This window comes from Microtetraspora sp. AC03309, from assembly GCF_020826795.1.
GTDB lineage: Bacteria > Actinomycetota > Actinomycetes > Streptosporangiales > Streptosporangiaceae > Microtetraspora > Microtetraspora glauca.
On sequence record NZ_JADDIL010000022.1, the window covers coordinates 103,958 to 120,612 of the forward strand.

At 71.4% G+C, this 16,655-nt stretch carries 10 protein-coding genes; 6 read left to right on the forward strand and 4 right to left on the reverse strand.

Going from position 1 to position 16,655, the window contains the following annotated elements:
* Position 1: 1 nt before the first annotated feature.
* Together IMZ11_RS15645 and IMZ11_RS15650 are read right to left on the reverse strand one after the other, a co-directional pair.
* Positions 2-775 carry a class I SAM-dependent methyltransferase gene (locus IMZ11_RS15645; RefSeq protein ID WP_228642016.1) on the reverse strand — a complete coding sequence of 258 codons (774 nt, stop codon included), beginning with the start codon at positions 773-775 and terminating at the stop codon, positions 2-4.
* 295 nt (positions 776-1,070) lie between these two features.
* Complete coding sequence (locus IMZ11_RS15650; protein ID WP_228642018.1) at positions 1,071-1,448, reverse strand: carboxymuconolactone decarboxylase family protein; 378 nt, start codon at positions 1,446-1,448, stop codon at positions 1,071-1,073.
* A gap of 356 nt (positions 1,449-1,804) precedes the next feature.
* Here IMZ11_RS15650 and IMZ11_RS15655 point away from each other — a divergent pair, with 356 nt between their 5' ends.
* A complete protein-coding gene (locus tag IMZ11_RS15655) occupies positions 1,805-2,482 on the forward strand; it encodes a hypothetical protein (protein WP_228642020.1) in 678 nt (225 codons plus the stop codon).
* 13 nt (positions 2,483-2,495) lie between these two features.
* A complete protein-coding gene (locus IMZ11_RS15660) occupies positions 2,496-5,570 on the forward strand; it encodes an AAA family ATPase (protein WP_228642023.1) in 3,075 nt (1,024 codons plus the stop codon).
* Positions 5,571-5,592: 22 nt separating this feature from the next.
* Here the strand turns inward: IMZ11_RS15660 and IMZ11_RS15665 are convergent, their stop codons facing one another.
* Positions 5,593-7,098: an aldehyde dehydrogenase family protein gene (locus IMZ11_RS15665; RefSeq protein ID WP_228642025.1), complete on the reverse strand. Its 1,506-nt coding sequence runs from the start codon at positions 7,096-7,098 to the stop codon at positions 5,593-5,595.
* Between the two features lie 155 nt (positions 7,099-7,253).
* On the reverse strand, positions 7,254-10,184 hold the full coding sequence (locus tag IMZ11_RS45935) for an AAA family ATPase (RefSeq protein ID WP_308066795.1): 2,931 nt from the start codon (positions 10,182-10,184) through the stop codon (positions 7,254-7,256).
* A gap of 215 nt (positions 10,185-10,399) precedes the next feature.
* Here IMZ11_RS45935 and IMZ11_RS15680 point away from each other — a divergent pair, with 215 nt between their 5' ends.
* From IMZ11_RS15680 to IMZ11_RS15695, 4 genes are all read left to right on the forward strand, one after another.
* Entirely contained in the window at positions 10,400-12,106 is a 1,707-nt protein-coding gene (locus IMZ11_RS15680; protein ID WP_228642027.1) for an SWIM zinc finger family protein, read from the forward strand.
* Positions 12,103-13,944 (forward strand): DUF5691 domain-containing protein, encoded by a 1,842-nt coding sequence (locus IMZ11_RS15685; RefSeq protein ID WP_228642029.1) that lies wholly within the window; start codon positions 12,103-12,105, stop codon positions 13,942-13,944. The genes IMZ11_RS15680 and IMZ11_RS15685 overlap by 4 nt, the downstream gene beginning before the upstream one ends.
* Entirely contained in the window at positions 13,941-15,017 is a 1,077-nt protein-coding gene (locus IMZ11_RS15690) for an AAA family ATPase (RefSeq protein ID WP_061255479.1), read from the forward strand. Before IMZ11_RS15685 ends, IMZ11_RS15690 begins: the two co-directional genes overlap by 4 nt.
* A gap of 153 nt (positions 15,018-15,170) precedes the next feature.
* The coding region (locus tag IMZ11_RS15695) for a DUF5682 family protein (protein WP_228642031.1) at positions 15,171-16,655 on the forward strand (1,485 nt) is incomplete at its 3' end.

Sequence of the window (16,655 nt, forward strand, 5' to 3'; positions counted from 1 at the left end):
CTCAGGCGGACTTCGTTGCCACCACCGCGACCATCTCCTTGGACACCGGCATCGCGCCGCTCGGAGGGCAGTACGCCTTGAGGTCGTCGAGCGAGTGGCCTTCGCGCTCGGCGATCTCCTCGTAGAGCAGGGTCGAGCAGAAGTAGCGGAGGAACTCGTCCCGGTTCGGAAAGGTCAGCACGGAATTGATGACCTCTGCCCGGACGCTGCCGAACATTCCCAGAGCGAGAGGCAGGAACTCGTTGACGATCCGCTCCGATCGACGCAGTGTCTTGTCGTCCGCTTTCCGCCCGGTCACCTTCTCGTTGAATTCGTAGAGCTCTGCCACATTGTTGGCAGTAGGCCCGATCATGACGAGTTCGCCGTTTTTGTCGAGCACGCGATGCAGTTCGCGGAGGGTGAATTCCGCGTTCCTGGCGTTGTATACGGCGAAAGTCACCATGCAGAGGTCGAACGCGCCGTCCTCGAAGGGCAGGGCGTCATCCATGGAGCCGACGCGCAGGGAAAGGTTCTCCACGTCCAGGTAGCGAGCCTTGGCCCGGTTGATCAGCGCTTCGTCCCGGTCGGCACCGGTGACCGTTCCGGCGTCGCCGACGTGGCGCAGGTAGAGGTCGATGTGGTTCCCGTCGCCGCACCCGAGGTCGAGAACGTTCACGCGTGGGCGATGGCCGAGGAAATCGTCGATCCAGTCGGTGATATCGAAGTTGCCGAACAGCTTGTGCGCGCGTATACGGCTTGTCAGGCGATCCTGGGTTTCGTGGTAGCTGATATCCATTTCGGTACCCCTCCTTGGATCGATGGTCATGCGTCTTCGCGCACGCCTGTCCGCATTGGATCGCTCCGCTGCTTTTCAGTCAAGGAGGTGGTGCCGAGGTGTGTCGCCGAGTGGTGACGCCTCTGTTCCGGTCGGCGATTGATTCGGTCGACCGCGGAAAATGCGGACACGGCCGCATCGAGTTATTTCCGAAATGCGATGAGGATACGAGCGCGGACTGTTGTGGCGCGCCGTCCGTAGCCGCCCCCGCCGGCGTCCGGCGCGCGGGTTCGCCGGGGAGGGACCGGTCCCGGCGTCAATCCCCTGCCGACCGCTCGATCAGCTCCTCGACCTGGGAGTTGAGCCGGGCGCCGCGCGGCCAGCCGGCGTAGTGGGTCAGGAACACGACGACCTCGCGGAGCTCCGTGGGGGTCAGCTCCCCGGTGCGCAGCGCGGTGTCGAGTTGGACGCGCAGCGCGTCGTCGAGCCCCTGGCCGACGAGCAGGCCGAGCAGAAGCAACCGCCGCTCCCTGACCGAGAGCACGTCGCGCGACCAGATCTCGGCGAACAGATGCTCCACCGTCATTCCGAAGAACTCGCCGGGCGCGTCGGCGGGATGGTCCCATCCGTTCACGCGCTTCATGATCTCCAGTCCGCGAGCCCAACGGTCAAGGTCGTCCACGCTGTCGCTCATAGAAGTGCTCCAAGTCCGTCGGCTGTGCGTCTGTGGCGAGCCCGGCGAGCGGCACCCCCGCCCCCTCCATCCTTGGCCACTTCGCGCGCTCGCGATAGGCCATTTTTCGTCGCGCTCTCCGATCTTTAGCACTATCTCACGCGATCAGTCATCCCCTGTTGCATGATCGAGTTGACGTGTTCATTGTTTAGTGGTGGATAACAGGCGAAGCCAAGATATGGCCAAGATTTGGGCAAGATTTCCGAGATGACCATCGCCGATGTCGAGATGGATACTCGGAAAACGGGCACTACTACCTCGTACACCCGCAAAGCGGAGGTTGGGCCCTGGTGGAAAGATCGCGGGTTAGGTCCGGAATGGTGGCGGTAACGACAGCCTCCGCACTGCTCACAGGGCTGTCAAGCTGCGCCGGCTCCCAGTTCACGTACGTACGTGACGACGACGGAGCGACGTACTTCAAAGTCCCTTCGGAATGGCGCAAGGTCGATCAGGCGTCGCTCGACACCAAGGTCTTCGGCGACCTTCAGTCCGAGACCGCGCGGCTCCAGAAACAGCTCACCTGGACGGTCGGGTTCGACGCCCACTCACGGCCGTCCGCCGACCACCTGCTGGTCCCCGGCTCACTGGTCGAGGACCAGCCGTTCGTCATGGCGAAGGTGCAGACCCTCACCCCGTCACAACGGAACGAGGTGTCGCTCAACGTGCTGCGCAACTCCTCCGGTCTCCCCGTCGCGCTCAGCACCGAGGCGCGGCAGCAGCTCGAATCGTCGTCCGCCTCGCCGTTCAAGGACTTCGAGCTGCTGACCGACCAGGTGCTGCCGGTGAAGGACGGTGTCCGCGGGATCCGGGCGATCTTCAACTACCGCCTGCTCGGCGGGCCGGTCCAGACGTTCGACGAGACGGCCTACCTCTCCGCCGACGGCACGCATGTGTCCACGCTGCTGATCCGCTGTACGGCCGCCTGCTACAGGAAGCGGACCAAGGAGATCGACCAGGTCGCGCAGTCCTTCAAGGTCAAGCGACTCACCTCGTGAAGGAGCCCCTCAGATGAACACGGCACACCAGCCCGAGGGGCTGCGCGAACCCGGCTCGGGCCCCGTGGACCGCGACCCGCTGACCAGGAAACGGCTTCCCTTCTGGGACCGGGCCAAGTTCCTGGTCCTGCTCGCGGTGCTGTTCGGCGTCCTGGTGATGAACACCTACGGCAGCTTCCCCGGGATCATCCCGGTGCGGGACGCGGTCACCAAGACGGCTGAGGAGTCCACCTGGATCCTGTGGCTGGCGGGCCTGGAGCTGATCAGGCAACTCCACTTCCTGATCAGCGAGAGGTCCGCCGGATACCACCGGTTCTGGACGAAGAAGGTCTTCGGCGGATGGAACCGCTGGACCCGCCGCAGGTTCAGCGACTGGACCCGCTTCCGGCTGGCCCGCGCGCTGAAGTGGACGATCTGGATCGCCGTCATCGCCGTCGTGCTCGGCAAGCTGGGGGACACCTCGCCCCTGGAGGCGCTGATCCAGGCGCCGGCCCAGGCGGTGGGATACCTCCCGACGGTCCTGCAGGTGCTCCTGTACATGCTGCTGGCCGTCGGCCAGTTCGCCGCCATCTTCTGGTTCCTCTCACGCGGCGGCGTGGACGTCTACTTCCCCGACGACATCAAGACGCGCTTCTCCGACGTGTGGGGCCAGGACCACGTGGTCGAGCGGGTCAAGGAGAACATCGTCTTCCTCGAGCGGCCCGACGAGATCGAGGACAAGGGCGGCTACGTCCCGAGCGGCATCCTCCTGTGGGGCCCTCCCGGCACCGGAAAGACCCTCATGGCCGAGGCGGTCGCCGGCTCGACCGGCAAGCCGTACGTCTTCGTGGACCCCGGCGCGTTCATCAACATGTTCTTCGGCGTGGGCGTGCTGAAGGTCAAGTCGCTGTTCAGGAAGCTCCGCAAGCTGGCGCTGCGCTACGGCGGGGTGATCGTCTTCTTCGACGAGGCCGACTCCCTCGGCAACCGGGGCGCGCTGGCCTCCGGCGGGCCGGGCGGATGGGGCCGGGTCGTCCCCGCGCCCTTCCAGCAGGCGGGATGCAACGGCTTCTCCTACCTCGACCAGGAGACCCGATGGCTGCTCGGCCGCAACGCGGTCGGTCACGGGCAGGGGCAGGCGGAAGCGGCCGCCCCGGTCTCCAGGACCGGCGCCCTCGTCAGCCGTCTGGTCTACGGCGCCGGCATGGGCGGTGGCGGTGGCGGCATGGGCACGCTGCAGGCGTTGCTCACCGAGATCTCCGGCCTGAAGAAGCCGCGCGGGTTCGTCAACCGGCACGTGCGGCGGCTGCTCGGCATGCGTCCCAAGCCGCCGCCGAAGTACCGCATCCTGATCATGATGGCGACCAACCTGCCCGAGGCGCTGGACGAAGCGCTGCTGCGGCCGGGCCGGATCGACCGCATCTACAAGGTCGGCTATCCGTCGAAGGACGGCCGGATCCGCACCTACAAGGGATACTTCGACAAGGTACGGCACGAGCTGACCGACGCGCAGGTCGACAAGCTGGCCACGATCACTCCGTACGCCACCGGCGCGACCATCAAGGACCTCGTCAACGAGTCGCTGATCACCGCGATCAGGGACGGCCGGGACGTGATCACCTGGTCCGACGTGATGCGGGCCAAGCGGCTCAAGCAGCTCGGGCCCCCGGAGGACGTCGAGTACATCGAGAGGGAGCGGCACGCGGTGGCCGTGCACGAGGCGTGCCACGCCGTCGTGGCCTACCGCACCCGGCACCACCTGGAGATCGACCTCGCGACCATCGAGAAGGGCGCCGACTACCTCGGCATGGTCTCCAGCATCAAGCCGGAGGACCAGTTCACCAGGTGGAAGTCGGAGTACGAGGCCGACATCATGGTCTCCCTCGCCTCGCTGGCGGGCGAGCGGATGTTCTTCGGCGAGGACAACTCCTCCGGCGTCTCCGGCGACCTCCAGTCGGCCACGCTGCTGACCGGGCTGATGGAGGCGCACTGGGGCATGGGCATCGGCGTCGCGTCGCTGCCCGCCCTGCAGGACCTCGGCATCCGTGAGGGCAGGGCCCAGAATCCGCCCGGCCAGGGCGGAGGCATCGGCTTCCTCGGCACGCCCAGGTCGCCGGGGAACGACCTGACGCCCGACATGCTCCCGGAGCGCATCGAGTTCAACCTGAATCAACTGCTGGAGAAGACCGCCGAACTGCTCAGGGACAACCGCCGCGAGGTGCTGAGCGTCGCGCACGCCCTGGAGCACCACAAGACGCTCAACGGCGACGACGTGGTCGCGGTCATCGAGAAGACCCGCGGGCCGCTCGTGGACGGCACCGTCTACGGCTCCGACGAATTCTTCGAGGAGATCGAGGCGTACCACGCTGCGGCGGCGGACGCGCACCGGAGCCACAGCGCCGTCCCGGTGGAGCTGCCGGCGCCCGGACGGGTGCTGGAGCTCGAACCGTCGGCCGTCGTCGCGGCCGCGCGCCCGGCCTCCGCCGGCCCCGGAACGCCGGGGCCCGGGTCGCCTGGGTCGTCCGCGGCGTCCGCGTCTGTGCCGCCCGGGTCGCCGAGCTTCGCGCCTCCACGGGCCGACGACCCGTACGAGCCGCACCCCATGACGACCGGCATGTCTCCCGGCGTGCCGGTGCGGGTCGCGACGAACGGCTGGGGCAACGGCGTCGTCCAGCCGGACCTCGTGCCGCTGAACGGGTCCGTACCCGACACTCAGCCGGAACCGGCGTTCCCGCCGCCGGGGACGCGGCGCGGCAGGTCGCACGGCCTGCTGTGGGCGGTCATCGGCGGCATCATCGCGCTGGTCGTCATCGCCCTGCTCGGCGCGGCGCTCCTGCAGGGCGGCGCCGCCGGGGCCATGGAGGAGGCGGCGAAGGGGGTCTCGCCGGGAACCGCCCTGGTGCTGTTCCTCGCGCTCCTCGGCGTCCTCGGCCTGATCGTGGTCGCCGTCGCGGTGGTACGCGCCCAGCAGGCGGGCCGCAGGCAGGCGGAGGACGCCAGGGACCGGGCGGCCGAGCGGGCGCAGCTCCTCGCGGCGGCCATGGATCCCGAGGTCGCCATGCGGCTGCTCGGATACGACGGCCGCCGCGGTCCCGACGGCACCACGTGACGTCTGGCGGTGTCCGGATGTGTCAGAGGCGGAAGGCCAGATCGGGCGTGATGTCGGCGACGTCCATCTGGGCCTTCTGCAGCCTGCCGGAGTAGTCCCAGTTCATCGCCTGCCAGCGGGTGAACTGGTCGAGCACCCAGACGCCGCTCTGCCTGCTGCCGTTGCCCGACTTGCCGTTACCGCCGAACGGCAGGTGCGCCTCGGCCCCCGAGGTCGAGTTGTTGACGCTGACCATGCCGGCCGACACGCCCGCGCGGAACCGGAACGCGGCCTTCGGGTCGGTGGTGTAGATCGACGACGACAGCCCGTAGCCCGGCCTGTTCGCCAGCTCGATCGCCTCGTCGAGCGAGTCGAACGCGGTCACGCCGACGATGGGGCCGAAGGTCTCCTCGAGGAAGATCCGGTCGTCCGGGCGCACTCCGTCGACGACGACCGGGTGGTAGTAGAGGCCCTCGCCGTCCATACGCCCGGTCGGGCCGGGCAGCACGGTGTGGTGCGGCTGGATCCAGGTGAGGTACTCCTCGTACCGCTCGGCGAACTTGTGGTCGAGCAGCGGCCCGTAGAGCACGTCGCCGTTCGGGTCGCCGATCTTCGCCGCCTGTACGGCCTGGACGTACCGGCGTACGAACTCGTCGTGGACGTCCCGGTGGACGATGACCGTGCCGAGGGACGTGCAGCGCTGCCCGGCCGTACCGAACCCGGAGAACAGCGCGCCCTCGACGGCGAGGTCGAGATCGGCGTCGGGCATGACGACCATCGGGTTCTTGCCGCCGAGCTCCAGGCAGGCGGACTGCAGGTGCCGTCCGCACAGCTCGCCGACGCTGCGCCCGACCGCGCTGGACCCGGTGAAGCCGACCTTGTGCACGGTGCCCTCGGACAGCGCCTGGTCGAGCCCCTCGTACGTCCGCGCGCCGTCCGCGAACACGATGTTCAGCACGCCGTCGGGCAGCCCGGCGGCGGCGAACAGGCGGTACAGCGCGTGCGCGGACGCGGCGGCGTACTCGGCGGGCTTCCACACGACGGCGTTGCCGCACAACAGAGCGGGCACCAGGTACCACGACGGGACGGCAACGGGGAAGTTGCCCGCCGTGATGACGGCCGCGACTCCGACCGGGACCCGGAAGGTGAACAGGTTCTTGTCCGGCATCTCCGACGGCACGGTCTGGCCGTAGAGGCGACGCCCCTCACCGAGGAAGAAGTCGCACGTGTCGACGATCTCGCGGACCTCGCCCAGCGCCTCGGCGTACGGCTTGCCGATCTCCTCGGTCACGAGCCGGGCCAGGGCCTCGGTGTTCGCCTCGACCAGCCGGCCGATGGACGCGATCACGCGGCCGCGCACCGGCGCGGGCACGCGGGCCCATTCCTTCTGCGCGGTGGCGGCCGTACGGCACGCCCGGGCGAACGTCGCCGCGTCCGCGAGCGGAACCGTGGCGACGACCTCCGAGGGCCGGGCCGGATTCGTGGACGAGTAGGGGGAACCTTCGGGTGCGTTCTCTCCACCGATGACGGAAGTGATCTGGCGGGTCACCGTTGACCTCCTCTTTCGGGCTACCGTCGCATTCTTTCAAGCGGGTACGACAGGGTGAAGCGTGAACCGGGGAGACGATGGATCACGCACCGGATCCTGCACCGGACCAGTCAGTGGATCATCACACCGGATCACTCACGGGGTCACTCACTGAGTCACTCGCCGAGGGCCGCTCCCTGCCGATGGGCGATCGCCGCCGCCTGGGTACGACTGGCCACGCCGAGCTTGGCCAGGATGTTGGAGACGTGCACGCTGACGGTCTTCTGCGAGATGTACAGCAGCTTGCCGATCTCCCGGTTGGGCAGGCCGGCCGCCACATGTTCGAGCACCTCGCGCTCGCGGCTGGTCAGCGCGTCGAGGCCGCCCCCGCCGCCCCCAGCACCTTGGCCGCCGGTACCGCCGGCGGGGGTGGGGCGGTGGGCCGCGCCGAAACGGGCCCGGAGGCCCAGCGTCTCCAGCGCCCGGCGCAGGGGAACGGCCCCGAGCCGGTCGGCCGTCTCGACGGCCCGGGACCACTCGGTCCGTGCCGCCTCGCGGTCGCCCGCGTCGAGCAGGGACTCGGCGAGCCGCCAGCGGGACCGCGCCTCCTCGTAGACGAACCCGAACCCGAAGGCGTGGGCGGCCCGCCGCCACATCTCCGGCTCCGCCGTCCCCTTGGCCCGGTGCCATTCGGCCTCGGCCCGCAGCAGCCAGGCGGCGCCCTCCGGGCCCAGTTCCAGGCGTGGCCCGTACGGGCCGTTCACGGCGGACCAGCGCGCCCGTTCGATCAGGTCGTCGGCGCGCTCGCGGGCATCATGCGGCGCCGCGCCCTCCGCCAGCGCCCACAGGCCGGTCGCGCAGATCCGGATGAGCCCCGGATCGAACGGGTCGAGCGCCTCCACCACAGCCGTCACATGGGCGAGGGCGGTCTCCGGGTCGCCGCGCCAGAGAGCCTGTTCGGCGGCCAGCCCGCGCGCCATGTAGATCACCAGGTAGTCGGCCTGGCCGTCGCGCTCGTCCGCCTTCCAGAACGGCCGCAGCCACGAGAGCCGATCGTCGGCCGCGTCGCTCCCTCGGCCTACCTCGATGAAAAGGGCGAACGACGACAGGTGCGCCTCGGCGGGCATGCCGACGCGCACGCCGAACCCCGCCGCGACCCGCTCTGCCGTGTCCCAGTCACCGGACGCGTAGTGGATGAGGAACTGGAGGAAGCGCAGGTCCGTGCCGTACGTGCTCCAGGTCAGGCCGGTGCGCGCGGCCAGCTCGATGCTCGCGTCCGCCGTGCGCGCGGCGGCGTCCAGCTCTCCGTGCTCGTACCGCACGCGGGCCTGGTGGAAGGCGGCGCGCAGGTCGATGCTGAGGTCGCCCGATCGCGTCGCGGTGGCGCGGTCGAGCAGCGCCTCCACCTGCTCCACCGTGCCCGTCGCCTCCTCCACGATGGCCAGCGAGATCAGGGCGCTGACCTCGGCGTCCCGCGCTCCGGCCGCCCGCGCGGCCTCAAGCGCCCGGGTCGCGAGGTCCCGTACGGTGGTGCCCGACGTGGCGAACATGGCCCGGGCGTACGTGGCCAGCGCGCGGGCGAGCAAGGGGGTCGGCTCGCCGGGCGGCAGCACGTCGACGGCGGCGCGCGCCGCTTCTACCATGCCGGCGCCGAGGTCGGAGTCGGTGAGGTAGTAGGCGATCCGCTCGTCCGTCTCGGAGATCAGGAGCGGATCGTCCAGCGACGGGCGCAGGCGCCGCAACCGGGCCACGGCGCGGCGGTAGTCCCCGGCGGCCGCGGCGGACGCGGCGCTGGACAGGGCGACGCGTACGGCGTTCGTGCCGGTGAGCCGCTCCGCGTCGGCCACGTGCTCCCAGATCTCGAGAGCCCGGTCGAAGTGGCGGTGAGCCTCCGCGGGCGCGCCCACCTCGGTCGCGAGCCGGCCCGCCTCGACCGACGCCCGGAGCGCGCCCGGCAGGTCGTGGCCGGCCTGGTAGTGATGGGCCAGCTCCGCCGCGGCGGCGCCGCGCGCGGCGAGCAGGCGGGCGAAGGTCCCGTGCAGCCGGGTCCGTTCGCCGGGAAGCAGGTCGTCGTAGACCGCCTCCTGGAGCAGCGCGTGCCGGAACGCGTAGCCGCTCCTGTTCGTGGTCAGCAGGCCGCGCGAGACGATCTCGCGCAGCGCGTCCTCCAGGGGGATCTCCCCGAGATCGGTGGCGTCCCTGAGCATGTCGTGATCGACGCTGTGACCGGCCACCGCGGCCACCCGCAGGACGTGGCGCGCCTGGTCGGGCAGCGCCTCCACCCGGGAGAGCAGGAGGTCGGACAGGGTGCCGGGCATCCTGTCGCACATCGCCGCCGCGGCGAGCAGTTCCTCGGCGAAGAACGGATTACCGCCGGCGCGCTCGACGACTCCGCCGATCACGTTGCCGAGCACGCTTCTGGGGGTCGTGTCGATGGTCGCGAGATATTCGGCCAGGTCGTCGTTCGCGAGAGGGGGCAGCTCGGTCGCGGTGACCAGCGGCAGCCGTTGCAGTTCGGCGAGGACCGGCCGCAACGGGTGCTTCCTGTGCAGGTCGTCGGTCCGGTAGGTCCCGACGACGGCGACCCGCTCCCGCTGGAGCATCCGGGTGAGGAAGACCAGCAGGTCACGGGTCGAACGGTCGGCCCAGTGCAGGTCCTCGAACACGAACAGCACCGGGTGGCCCTCGGCCAGCTCGGACAGGAAGCCCAGCACCGAGCCGAACAGCTGCTGCTGGGCGAGCGCGCCCGCCGCGGCCCCGGCCGCGCCCGGGTCGGCGCCGGGGAGCAGCCGCCGCAGCGCGGGCCAGGCGCTCAGCGCGTCGTCGGCCGCCGTGCCCGGCTCCGCCGCCCCGCGCAGCGCGTCCACGAGCGGCAGGTACGGCAGGGAGTCGCCGAGCTCGGCGCACTGCCCGACGAGGACGGTGAAGCCGCGATCCTCGGCCAGATCGCGGACCTCGGTGACCAGCCGGGTCTTGCCGATCCCCGCGTCGCCGCCCACGAGCGCGACCCCGGCCAGGCCGCCCTCCGCCGCGTCGAGCACGCGCACCAAGCGGTCGAGCTCGCCCGACCGGCCGATCAGCGCCGTTCGCGCGGTTCTCGGAGTCACGGCGTGAGTATGCCACGCTACTTGGACATATCCCTCGTGCTTGGAGCTTCCGTACAGGCCGGGCGTGCCGTACATGGCGGGGGAGGCGCGGCCGGGTCCTCACGGTGATCCCGCCATTGTCGGGCCGTCGGCCGGGACCCGCACTGACCTGCGCTTTCGGGGTCGCGAGAGGCGAGGTCGCGGTTTTGTCGGCGGCGCTGGCTACTGTGCGGCGCGTGATCGAACGGTGGAGCCGCGATCAGGTGCTGGCACTGGCACCCGACGCGGCGTCGCAGAAGGCCGCGTCGGGCGTCAGCTCGCCCGGGAAGTGGTCCGTCCTCGGGGCGACCCCGGAGGTGCTCTGGGGTGAGTGCAAGGGGAGTGGGTCGAAGCCCTACCGCGCGTGCGTCGACCTGTCCGAACCGGCGTACCGGTGCAGCTGCCCGAGCAGGAAGTTCCCCTGCAAGCACTCCCTCGGCCTGCTTCTGCTGTGGTCGGCCGACGGGGTGCCCGCGGCGGACGAGCCGGCGGACTGGGCGGCCGAGTGGATGGACCAGCGCAGGGAGCGCGCCCTGAAACAGGCGTCCAAGATCGCCGCCGCTCTGGAGGCGGCTCAGGGCGCGGCGGATCAGGGGGCCGAGGCTCAAGGCGCTGAGGCTCAAGGGATCGCGGCTCGGGGCGCTCAGCCGGGACCGGACGGCCAGGCCCGGCCGGGAGATGAGCCGGGACAGGGAGAGGGGGCGGAGCGGCGCGGTGACGGTGACCTCTCGGGCGGGCAGGCGGGGTCCTCGGCACCGGACCGGCGCGCCCGGCAACGGGAGCAGCGGGTCACCGCCGGGCTGTCCGAGTTGGAGAGGTGGCTGGCCGACCAGATCGCGCAGGGCATCGCGGGCGCCAGGCAGACCGGCCCGGGCGACTGGGACGCCCTCGCCAAACGCATGGTCGACGCCCAGGCGCCGGGGGTGGCGGGGATGTTCTCCCGGCTGCCGCCCGTGCTGCGCGAGGAGGACTGGCCGCGCCGCCTCCTGGGTGAGTACGCGCTGGTCCACCTGCTGGCCGTCGCGCATCGCCGTATGTCCGAACTGCCGCGCGATCTGGGGGAGGTGGTCCGATCCCGGATCGGCTTCCCCTTGGCGCGGGAGACCGTGCTCGCCTCACCCGCGGTCCGTGACCGGTGGGACGTGGTCGGCAGCAGGGATGAGGAGCAGGATCGGCTGATCGCCCGCCGGGTCTGGCTACGCGGCAGGGAGACCGGCAGGGCCGCGCTCGTGCTGTCGTTCGCTCCCGTGGGGCAGGCTCTCGACGCTTCGCTGGTCAGCGGTACCACGGTCGACGCCGATCTGGCGTTCTTTCCGGGGGCCGCGCCGCTGCGCGCGCTGGTGGCCCGGCGCCATGGGGCGGTCCACGTGGGGCCGCCTCCCGGACTGAGCGCCGCGGAGGTCCCCGACCTTCTGGCGGGGGTGCTGGCCGGGGATCCCTGGACCGAGTCGTGGCCCGTGGTCCTGGCCGGGGTCGTTCCGGCGAGTCCGGTGAACGGCGACGGCTGGCTTCTCGCGGACCCCGATCCCGGGTCGGCGTTCTCCGCTCAGGGGACGGCGCCCGCCGAGCGGGCGGCTTCTCCCGAGGACGCGTCCCGGGGCACCCGCGAGCCGGCGTCCACGCTCGACTCCGAGGGCGTCCCCGAAGTCGGCCCGCGGATCGGCGCAGAAGACGTCAGCGGAGTCGTCCCGGAAGGCGGCGAAGGCGGCGAAGTCGTCGCAGGGGGCGGCACCGAGGGTGGCACCGAGGTGGGCGGTCTGCGGCTCGACCCGTCGTGCGGCACGCCGTGGCGACTGCTCGCGGTGTCGGGCGGCCATCCGGTCACCGTCGCCTGTGAGTGGACGCCACGAGGGGTGCGGCCGTTGACCGCATGGGATGAGGAAGGCCAGGTGGTGGTGCTGTGACCACGAATCGTCACGGCGGCGACAGGGCCACCCCGTCAACGGCGACGCCGGAACTCGGGGGAGTCTCCGCAGCTTCGGTGCCCGGTGGTGTGGTGCCCGATGGTGTGGCTCCGGCCGCAGGGGACGGCGGGTCCGGGCCCGCCGGCGGGCCTGGATGGGCGGAGGAGTCCGGGGGGAACGGCCAGGACGCGGCGACGTGGGAGGACCTCGTGTCGGCCGCGCTGGTCGGCACCGACCGGAGACCCGTGCCCGGCAGGCCGTCCGTCGCGCCTCCGGTCGACCTGCTGGAGCAGGCGGCCGTGCGGGTGATGCGGGTACGGGCGGGACAGCGGCCGCATAGGGGCCGGCCGCTGTCCCCCGCCCCGCCCGAGACGCGGCCTCTGGCGACCCGGACCGCGAGTGACCGGCTGGCCCGGATCCTCGCCGGGGAGCAGGGGCGCCTGCTGGCGGAGTGGCTGGAGATCGCGGCGGGAAGCGGCGTGCGGGTTCCGGCACGGCTCATCCCGAAGCTCCTCGACCTGGGGGCGCGGGACCAGTCGATCCGGGGCCACCTGGGCGTGCTGGCCGGCGCGCGCGGCCGGTGGCTCGCCGGGCTCAATCCCGCCTGGTCCTACCTCCAGGCGGAGCCGACCGACGGGTACGCCGGGTCCACCGACGTGTGGGAGTTCGGCACGAGCGGCGATCGCCGGGCCTACCTGGCCGCGCTGCGCGCGGCCGATCCCACGGCGGCCAGGGAACTGCTCGCGCGGGGCTGGAGCGAGGAGACACCCGAGGACCGGGCGGCGTTCACGCACCTCCTCGCCGAGGGGTTGACGATGGCCGACGAGCCCTTCCTGGAGGAGGCGCTCGACGACCGCCGCCGCGAGGTACGGCAGGCGGCCGCCGACCTGCTCACCCGGTTGCCCGGCTCGCGGCTCGGGACGCGGATGGCCGAGCGCGCGGGACGCCTGCTCACGCGCGACGGTGACCGTCTTCGCGCCGAGGCGCCGAAGGCGTGCGACAGCAGGATGGAGCGCGACGGGGTCCGGGCCCGCCCGCCCGCGGGGACCGGGCAGCGGGGGTGGTGGCTGCAGCAGGTCATCGCGCATACGCCCCTTTCGTTCTGGACCGGGCGCTTCGGTCTCTCCCCGGTTGAGATCACCACCATGGAGGTCGGCGACTGGGCCAGGGAGGTCCGCATGGGCTGGACCCGCGCGGCGATCCTTCAGAGAGACGGGGTCTGGGCGCGCGCGCTCATCGAGGTGGAGCCGCTGACGGACCTGCTCGCGATCCTCCCCCCGGCCGAGCAGTCCCGGGTGGCGGCGGAATTCGTCCGCCGCCACCCCGTCGACGGGCAGATGATCATGATGCTCGGCGGCATTCCCCGGCCGTGGGGCACGCCGCTGGCGAAGGCCGTACTGGAGAAGATCGTGAACACCTCGACCGCCCAGCCGTGGAACGCCGGGGAGCTGGCGCGGCTCGCGGGTGAGCGGTTCGATCCCGCGATGTACGGCCTGGTGGCGCGGCTGTCGGACCTCTCCGAGGTACGCGAGGTGTCCGCCACGCTCCGGTTCCGCTACGACATGGCCGGGGAACTCGCCGCGGACGGTTCCGGAGAAGGGCACGCAGCCGAATCCATGGCTGGACTCACGGCTGGACCCACGGGCGGAATCACGGCCGGATTCATGGACGTGCCTGCGGCTGGACCCACGGGCGGAATCGCGGCCGGGCCGGCGGACGGCTCCGTGGGCGGATTCACGGGCGGCCCTGCGGCCGGGCCCGACGAGAGACGGACAGACGACGGACACGGCACCGCCGCCCAGGAAGACGGCGGGCCGCTAGGCGAGGAGGACAAGTGACGGTTCTGCGCCCGCACGCGGAAGATCAGTACGCGGACGAGCTGGCGATCCTGGCCAAGGACGACGACCGGCCCAGGCCGCCGGGCTGGCGGCTCTCGCCCTGGGCCGTGACCACGTACCTGCTCGGAGACCCCGACCATCCCGGGGGCGTCATCACGCCGAAGTACATCGGCCCGAGAAGGATCGTCGAGGTCGCGGTCGCCACCCTGGCCACCGACAGGGCGCTGCTGCTGCTCGGGGTTCCGGGAACGGCGAAGACGTGGCTGTCGGAGCATCTCGCCGCCGCGATCAGCGGTGACTCCACCCTCCTGGTGCAGGGCACGGCGGGCACCGCCGAGGAAGCCATCCGATACGGCTGGAACTACGCGCGGCTGTTGTCGGAGGGCCCGTCCCGCCAGGCGCTGACCCCGAGCCCCGTCATGCGGGCGATGGCCGAGGGGCGGCTGGCCCGCGTGGAGGAACTGACCCGCATGCCGTCCGACGTCCAGGACGCGCTGATCACTGTCCTCTCGGAGAAGACGCTCCCGATCCCCGAACTGAACGAAGAGGTCCAGGCGGCCAAGGGCTTCAACGTCATCGCGACCGCCAACGACCGGGACCGCGGGGTCAACGAGCTGTCCAGCGCGCTGCGCAGACGGTTCAACACGGTCGTGCTGCCCGTGCCCGCCAGCGCGGAAGAGGAGGTGGACATCGTCTCCCGCCGGGTCGCCCAGCTCGGCCGCTCGCTGGAGTTGCCCGAGACGCCGACCGGGCTGGAGGAGATCCGCCGGGTCGTCACGGTGTTCCGTGAGTTGCGTTCCGGCGTGACCTCCGACGGCCGGACCAAGGTCAAGTCGCCGAGCGGCACGCTCAGCACCGCCGAGGCGATCTCGGTGGTGACCAGCGGCATCGCGCTCGCGGCCCATTTCGGCGACGGGGTGCTGCGTCCCTCAGACGTGGCGGCGGGCATCCTCGGCGCGGTCGTTCAGGATCCCGTGTCGGACCGGGTGGTCTGGCAGGAATACCTGGAGGCCGTCGTCAGAGAGCGCGAGGACTGGCGCGACTTCTATCGGGCCTGCCGCGATGCGAGCTGACCTCCTCCGCACGGCCGGTGACGGAACGGATGACGTGGCCGGGCGGGGCATCGGACAGCGAGAGACCGGGCGGCGAGGCATCGGGCGGCGCGCATTCGGGCGGCCGGGGATCGGGCGGCGGGCTGGACAGCGGATCGGACGGCGGGTGATCGGGTGACGACCACGATTCTGGGCGTGCGGCACCACGGTCCGGGGTCCGCCCGAGCGGTGCGTTCCGCGCTGGAGCGGTTGGAGCCGGACATCGTGCTCATCGAGGGGCCGCCGGAGGCGGACGCCCTGGTTCCCCTCGCCGCGGAACCGGACATGGAACCTCCTGTCGCGCTGCTCGCCCACGTGCCGGGTGATCCGTCGAAGGCCGCGTTCTGGCCGTTCGCGGTGTTCTCGCCCGAGTGGCAGGCGATCCGTTATGCGGCCACGGCCGACGTCGAGGTGCGGTTCTGCGATCTGCCCGCCGCCCACGGCCTCGCGCTCGACGGAGGACGGTCCGGCGAGGCGCAGACCGCCGTTCACGCCGATCCGATCGGGGCGCTGGCCGAGGCAGCGGGCTACGACGACCCGGAGCGGTGGTGGGAGGACGCCGTCGAACACCGTACGGACGGCGAGGCCGGCCACGGCTCGGTGTTCGAGGTGATCGCCGAGGCGATGACGGCCGTTCGCGAGGGCCACGTACCCGACCGGTACGAGGCACGCCGCGAGGCGTACATGCGCAGGACGCTCAGGCAGGCGGTCAAGGACGGCTTCCGGAACATCGCCGTCGTGTGCGGCGCCTGGCACGTGCCCGCGCTCGCGACGCTTCCCCGGGCCGCCGACGACGACCGGCTGCTCAAGGGCATGCCCAAGGTCAAGGTTGAGATGACCTGGGTGCCGTGGACGCATGGGCGGCTGGCCGCGTGGAGCGGGTACGGCGCGGGCGTCACCTCGCCAGGGTGGTACCACCATCTGTTCACCGCGCCCGACCGGCCGATCGAGCGATGGCTGGCGCGGGCCGCCGCGGTGCTCCGCGAGGAGGACCTGCCCGTCTCGTCCGCGCACGTCATCGAGGCCGTACGGCTCGCGGACGGCCTCGCGACGCTGCGGGACCGGCCGCTCGCCGGTCTGACCGAGGTGAGCGAGGCGGTCCGCGCGGTGCTCTGCGAGGGCGACGAGTTGTCGGCCGACCTGGTCCAGCGCCGCATGGTGGTGGGGGAGCGGCTCGGCCACGTGCCCGATTCGACCCCGATGGTGCCGTTGCAGCGACACCTGCGGGGGGAACAGCGGCGGGTGAAGCTCAAGCCGGAGGCACTGGGCCGGGACCACGACCTCGACCTGCGCAAGTCCCTCGACCTCGACCGCAGCAGGTTGCTGCACCGGCTCGGGCTCATCGGGGTCCCGTGGGGCACGCCGCGTGAGACCAGAGGCAAGGGCACCTTCAAGGAGTCCTGGACGCTGGAGTGGCGTCCCGAGTTCGACGTCAGCCTGATCGAGGCCGCGGTCTGGGGCATCACCGTCGAGGCCGCTGCCACCGCGCGGGTGTGCGACCTGGCGGAGAAGGGCGTCCCGGCTCACGGCGCCTCCGCTCATGGTGCCTCCCTTCACGGCGTCCCGGCTCACGGCGTCCCGGCTCACGGCGTCCCGGCTCACGGCGTCCCGGCTCACGGC

Bases quoted from the DNA above. Each gene is read 5' to 3' on its own strand.
- IMZ11_RS15655 (WP_228642020.1), top strand. From the start codon at position 1,805: ATGGTGGCGGTAACGACAGCCTCCGCACTGCTCACAGGGCTGTCAAGC.
- IMZ11_RS15660 (WP_228642023.1), top strand. From the start codon at position 2,496: ATGAACACGGCACACCAGCCCGAGGGGCTGCGCGAACCCGGCTCGGGC.
- IMZ11_RS15645 (WP_228642016.1), bottom strand. From the start codon at position 775: ATGGATATCAGCTACCACGAAACCCAGGATCGCCTGACAAGCCGTATA.
- IMZ11_RS15650 (WP_228642018.1), bottom strand. From the start codon at position 1,448: ATGAGCGACAGCGTGGACGACCTTGACCGTTGGGCTCGCGGACTGGAG.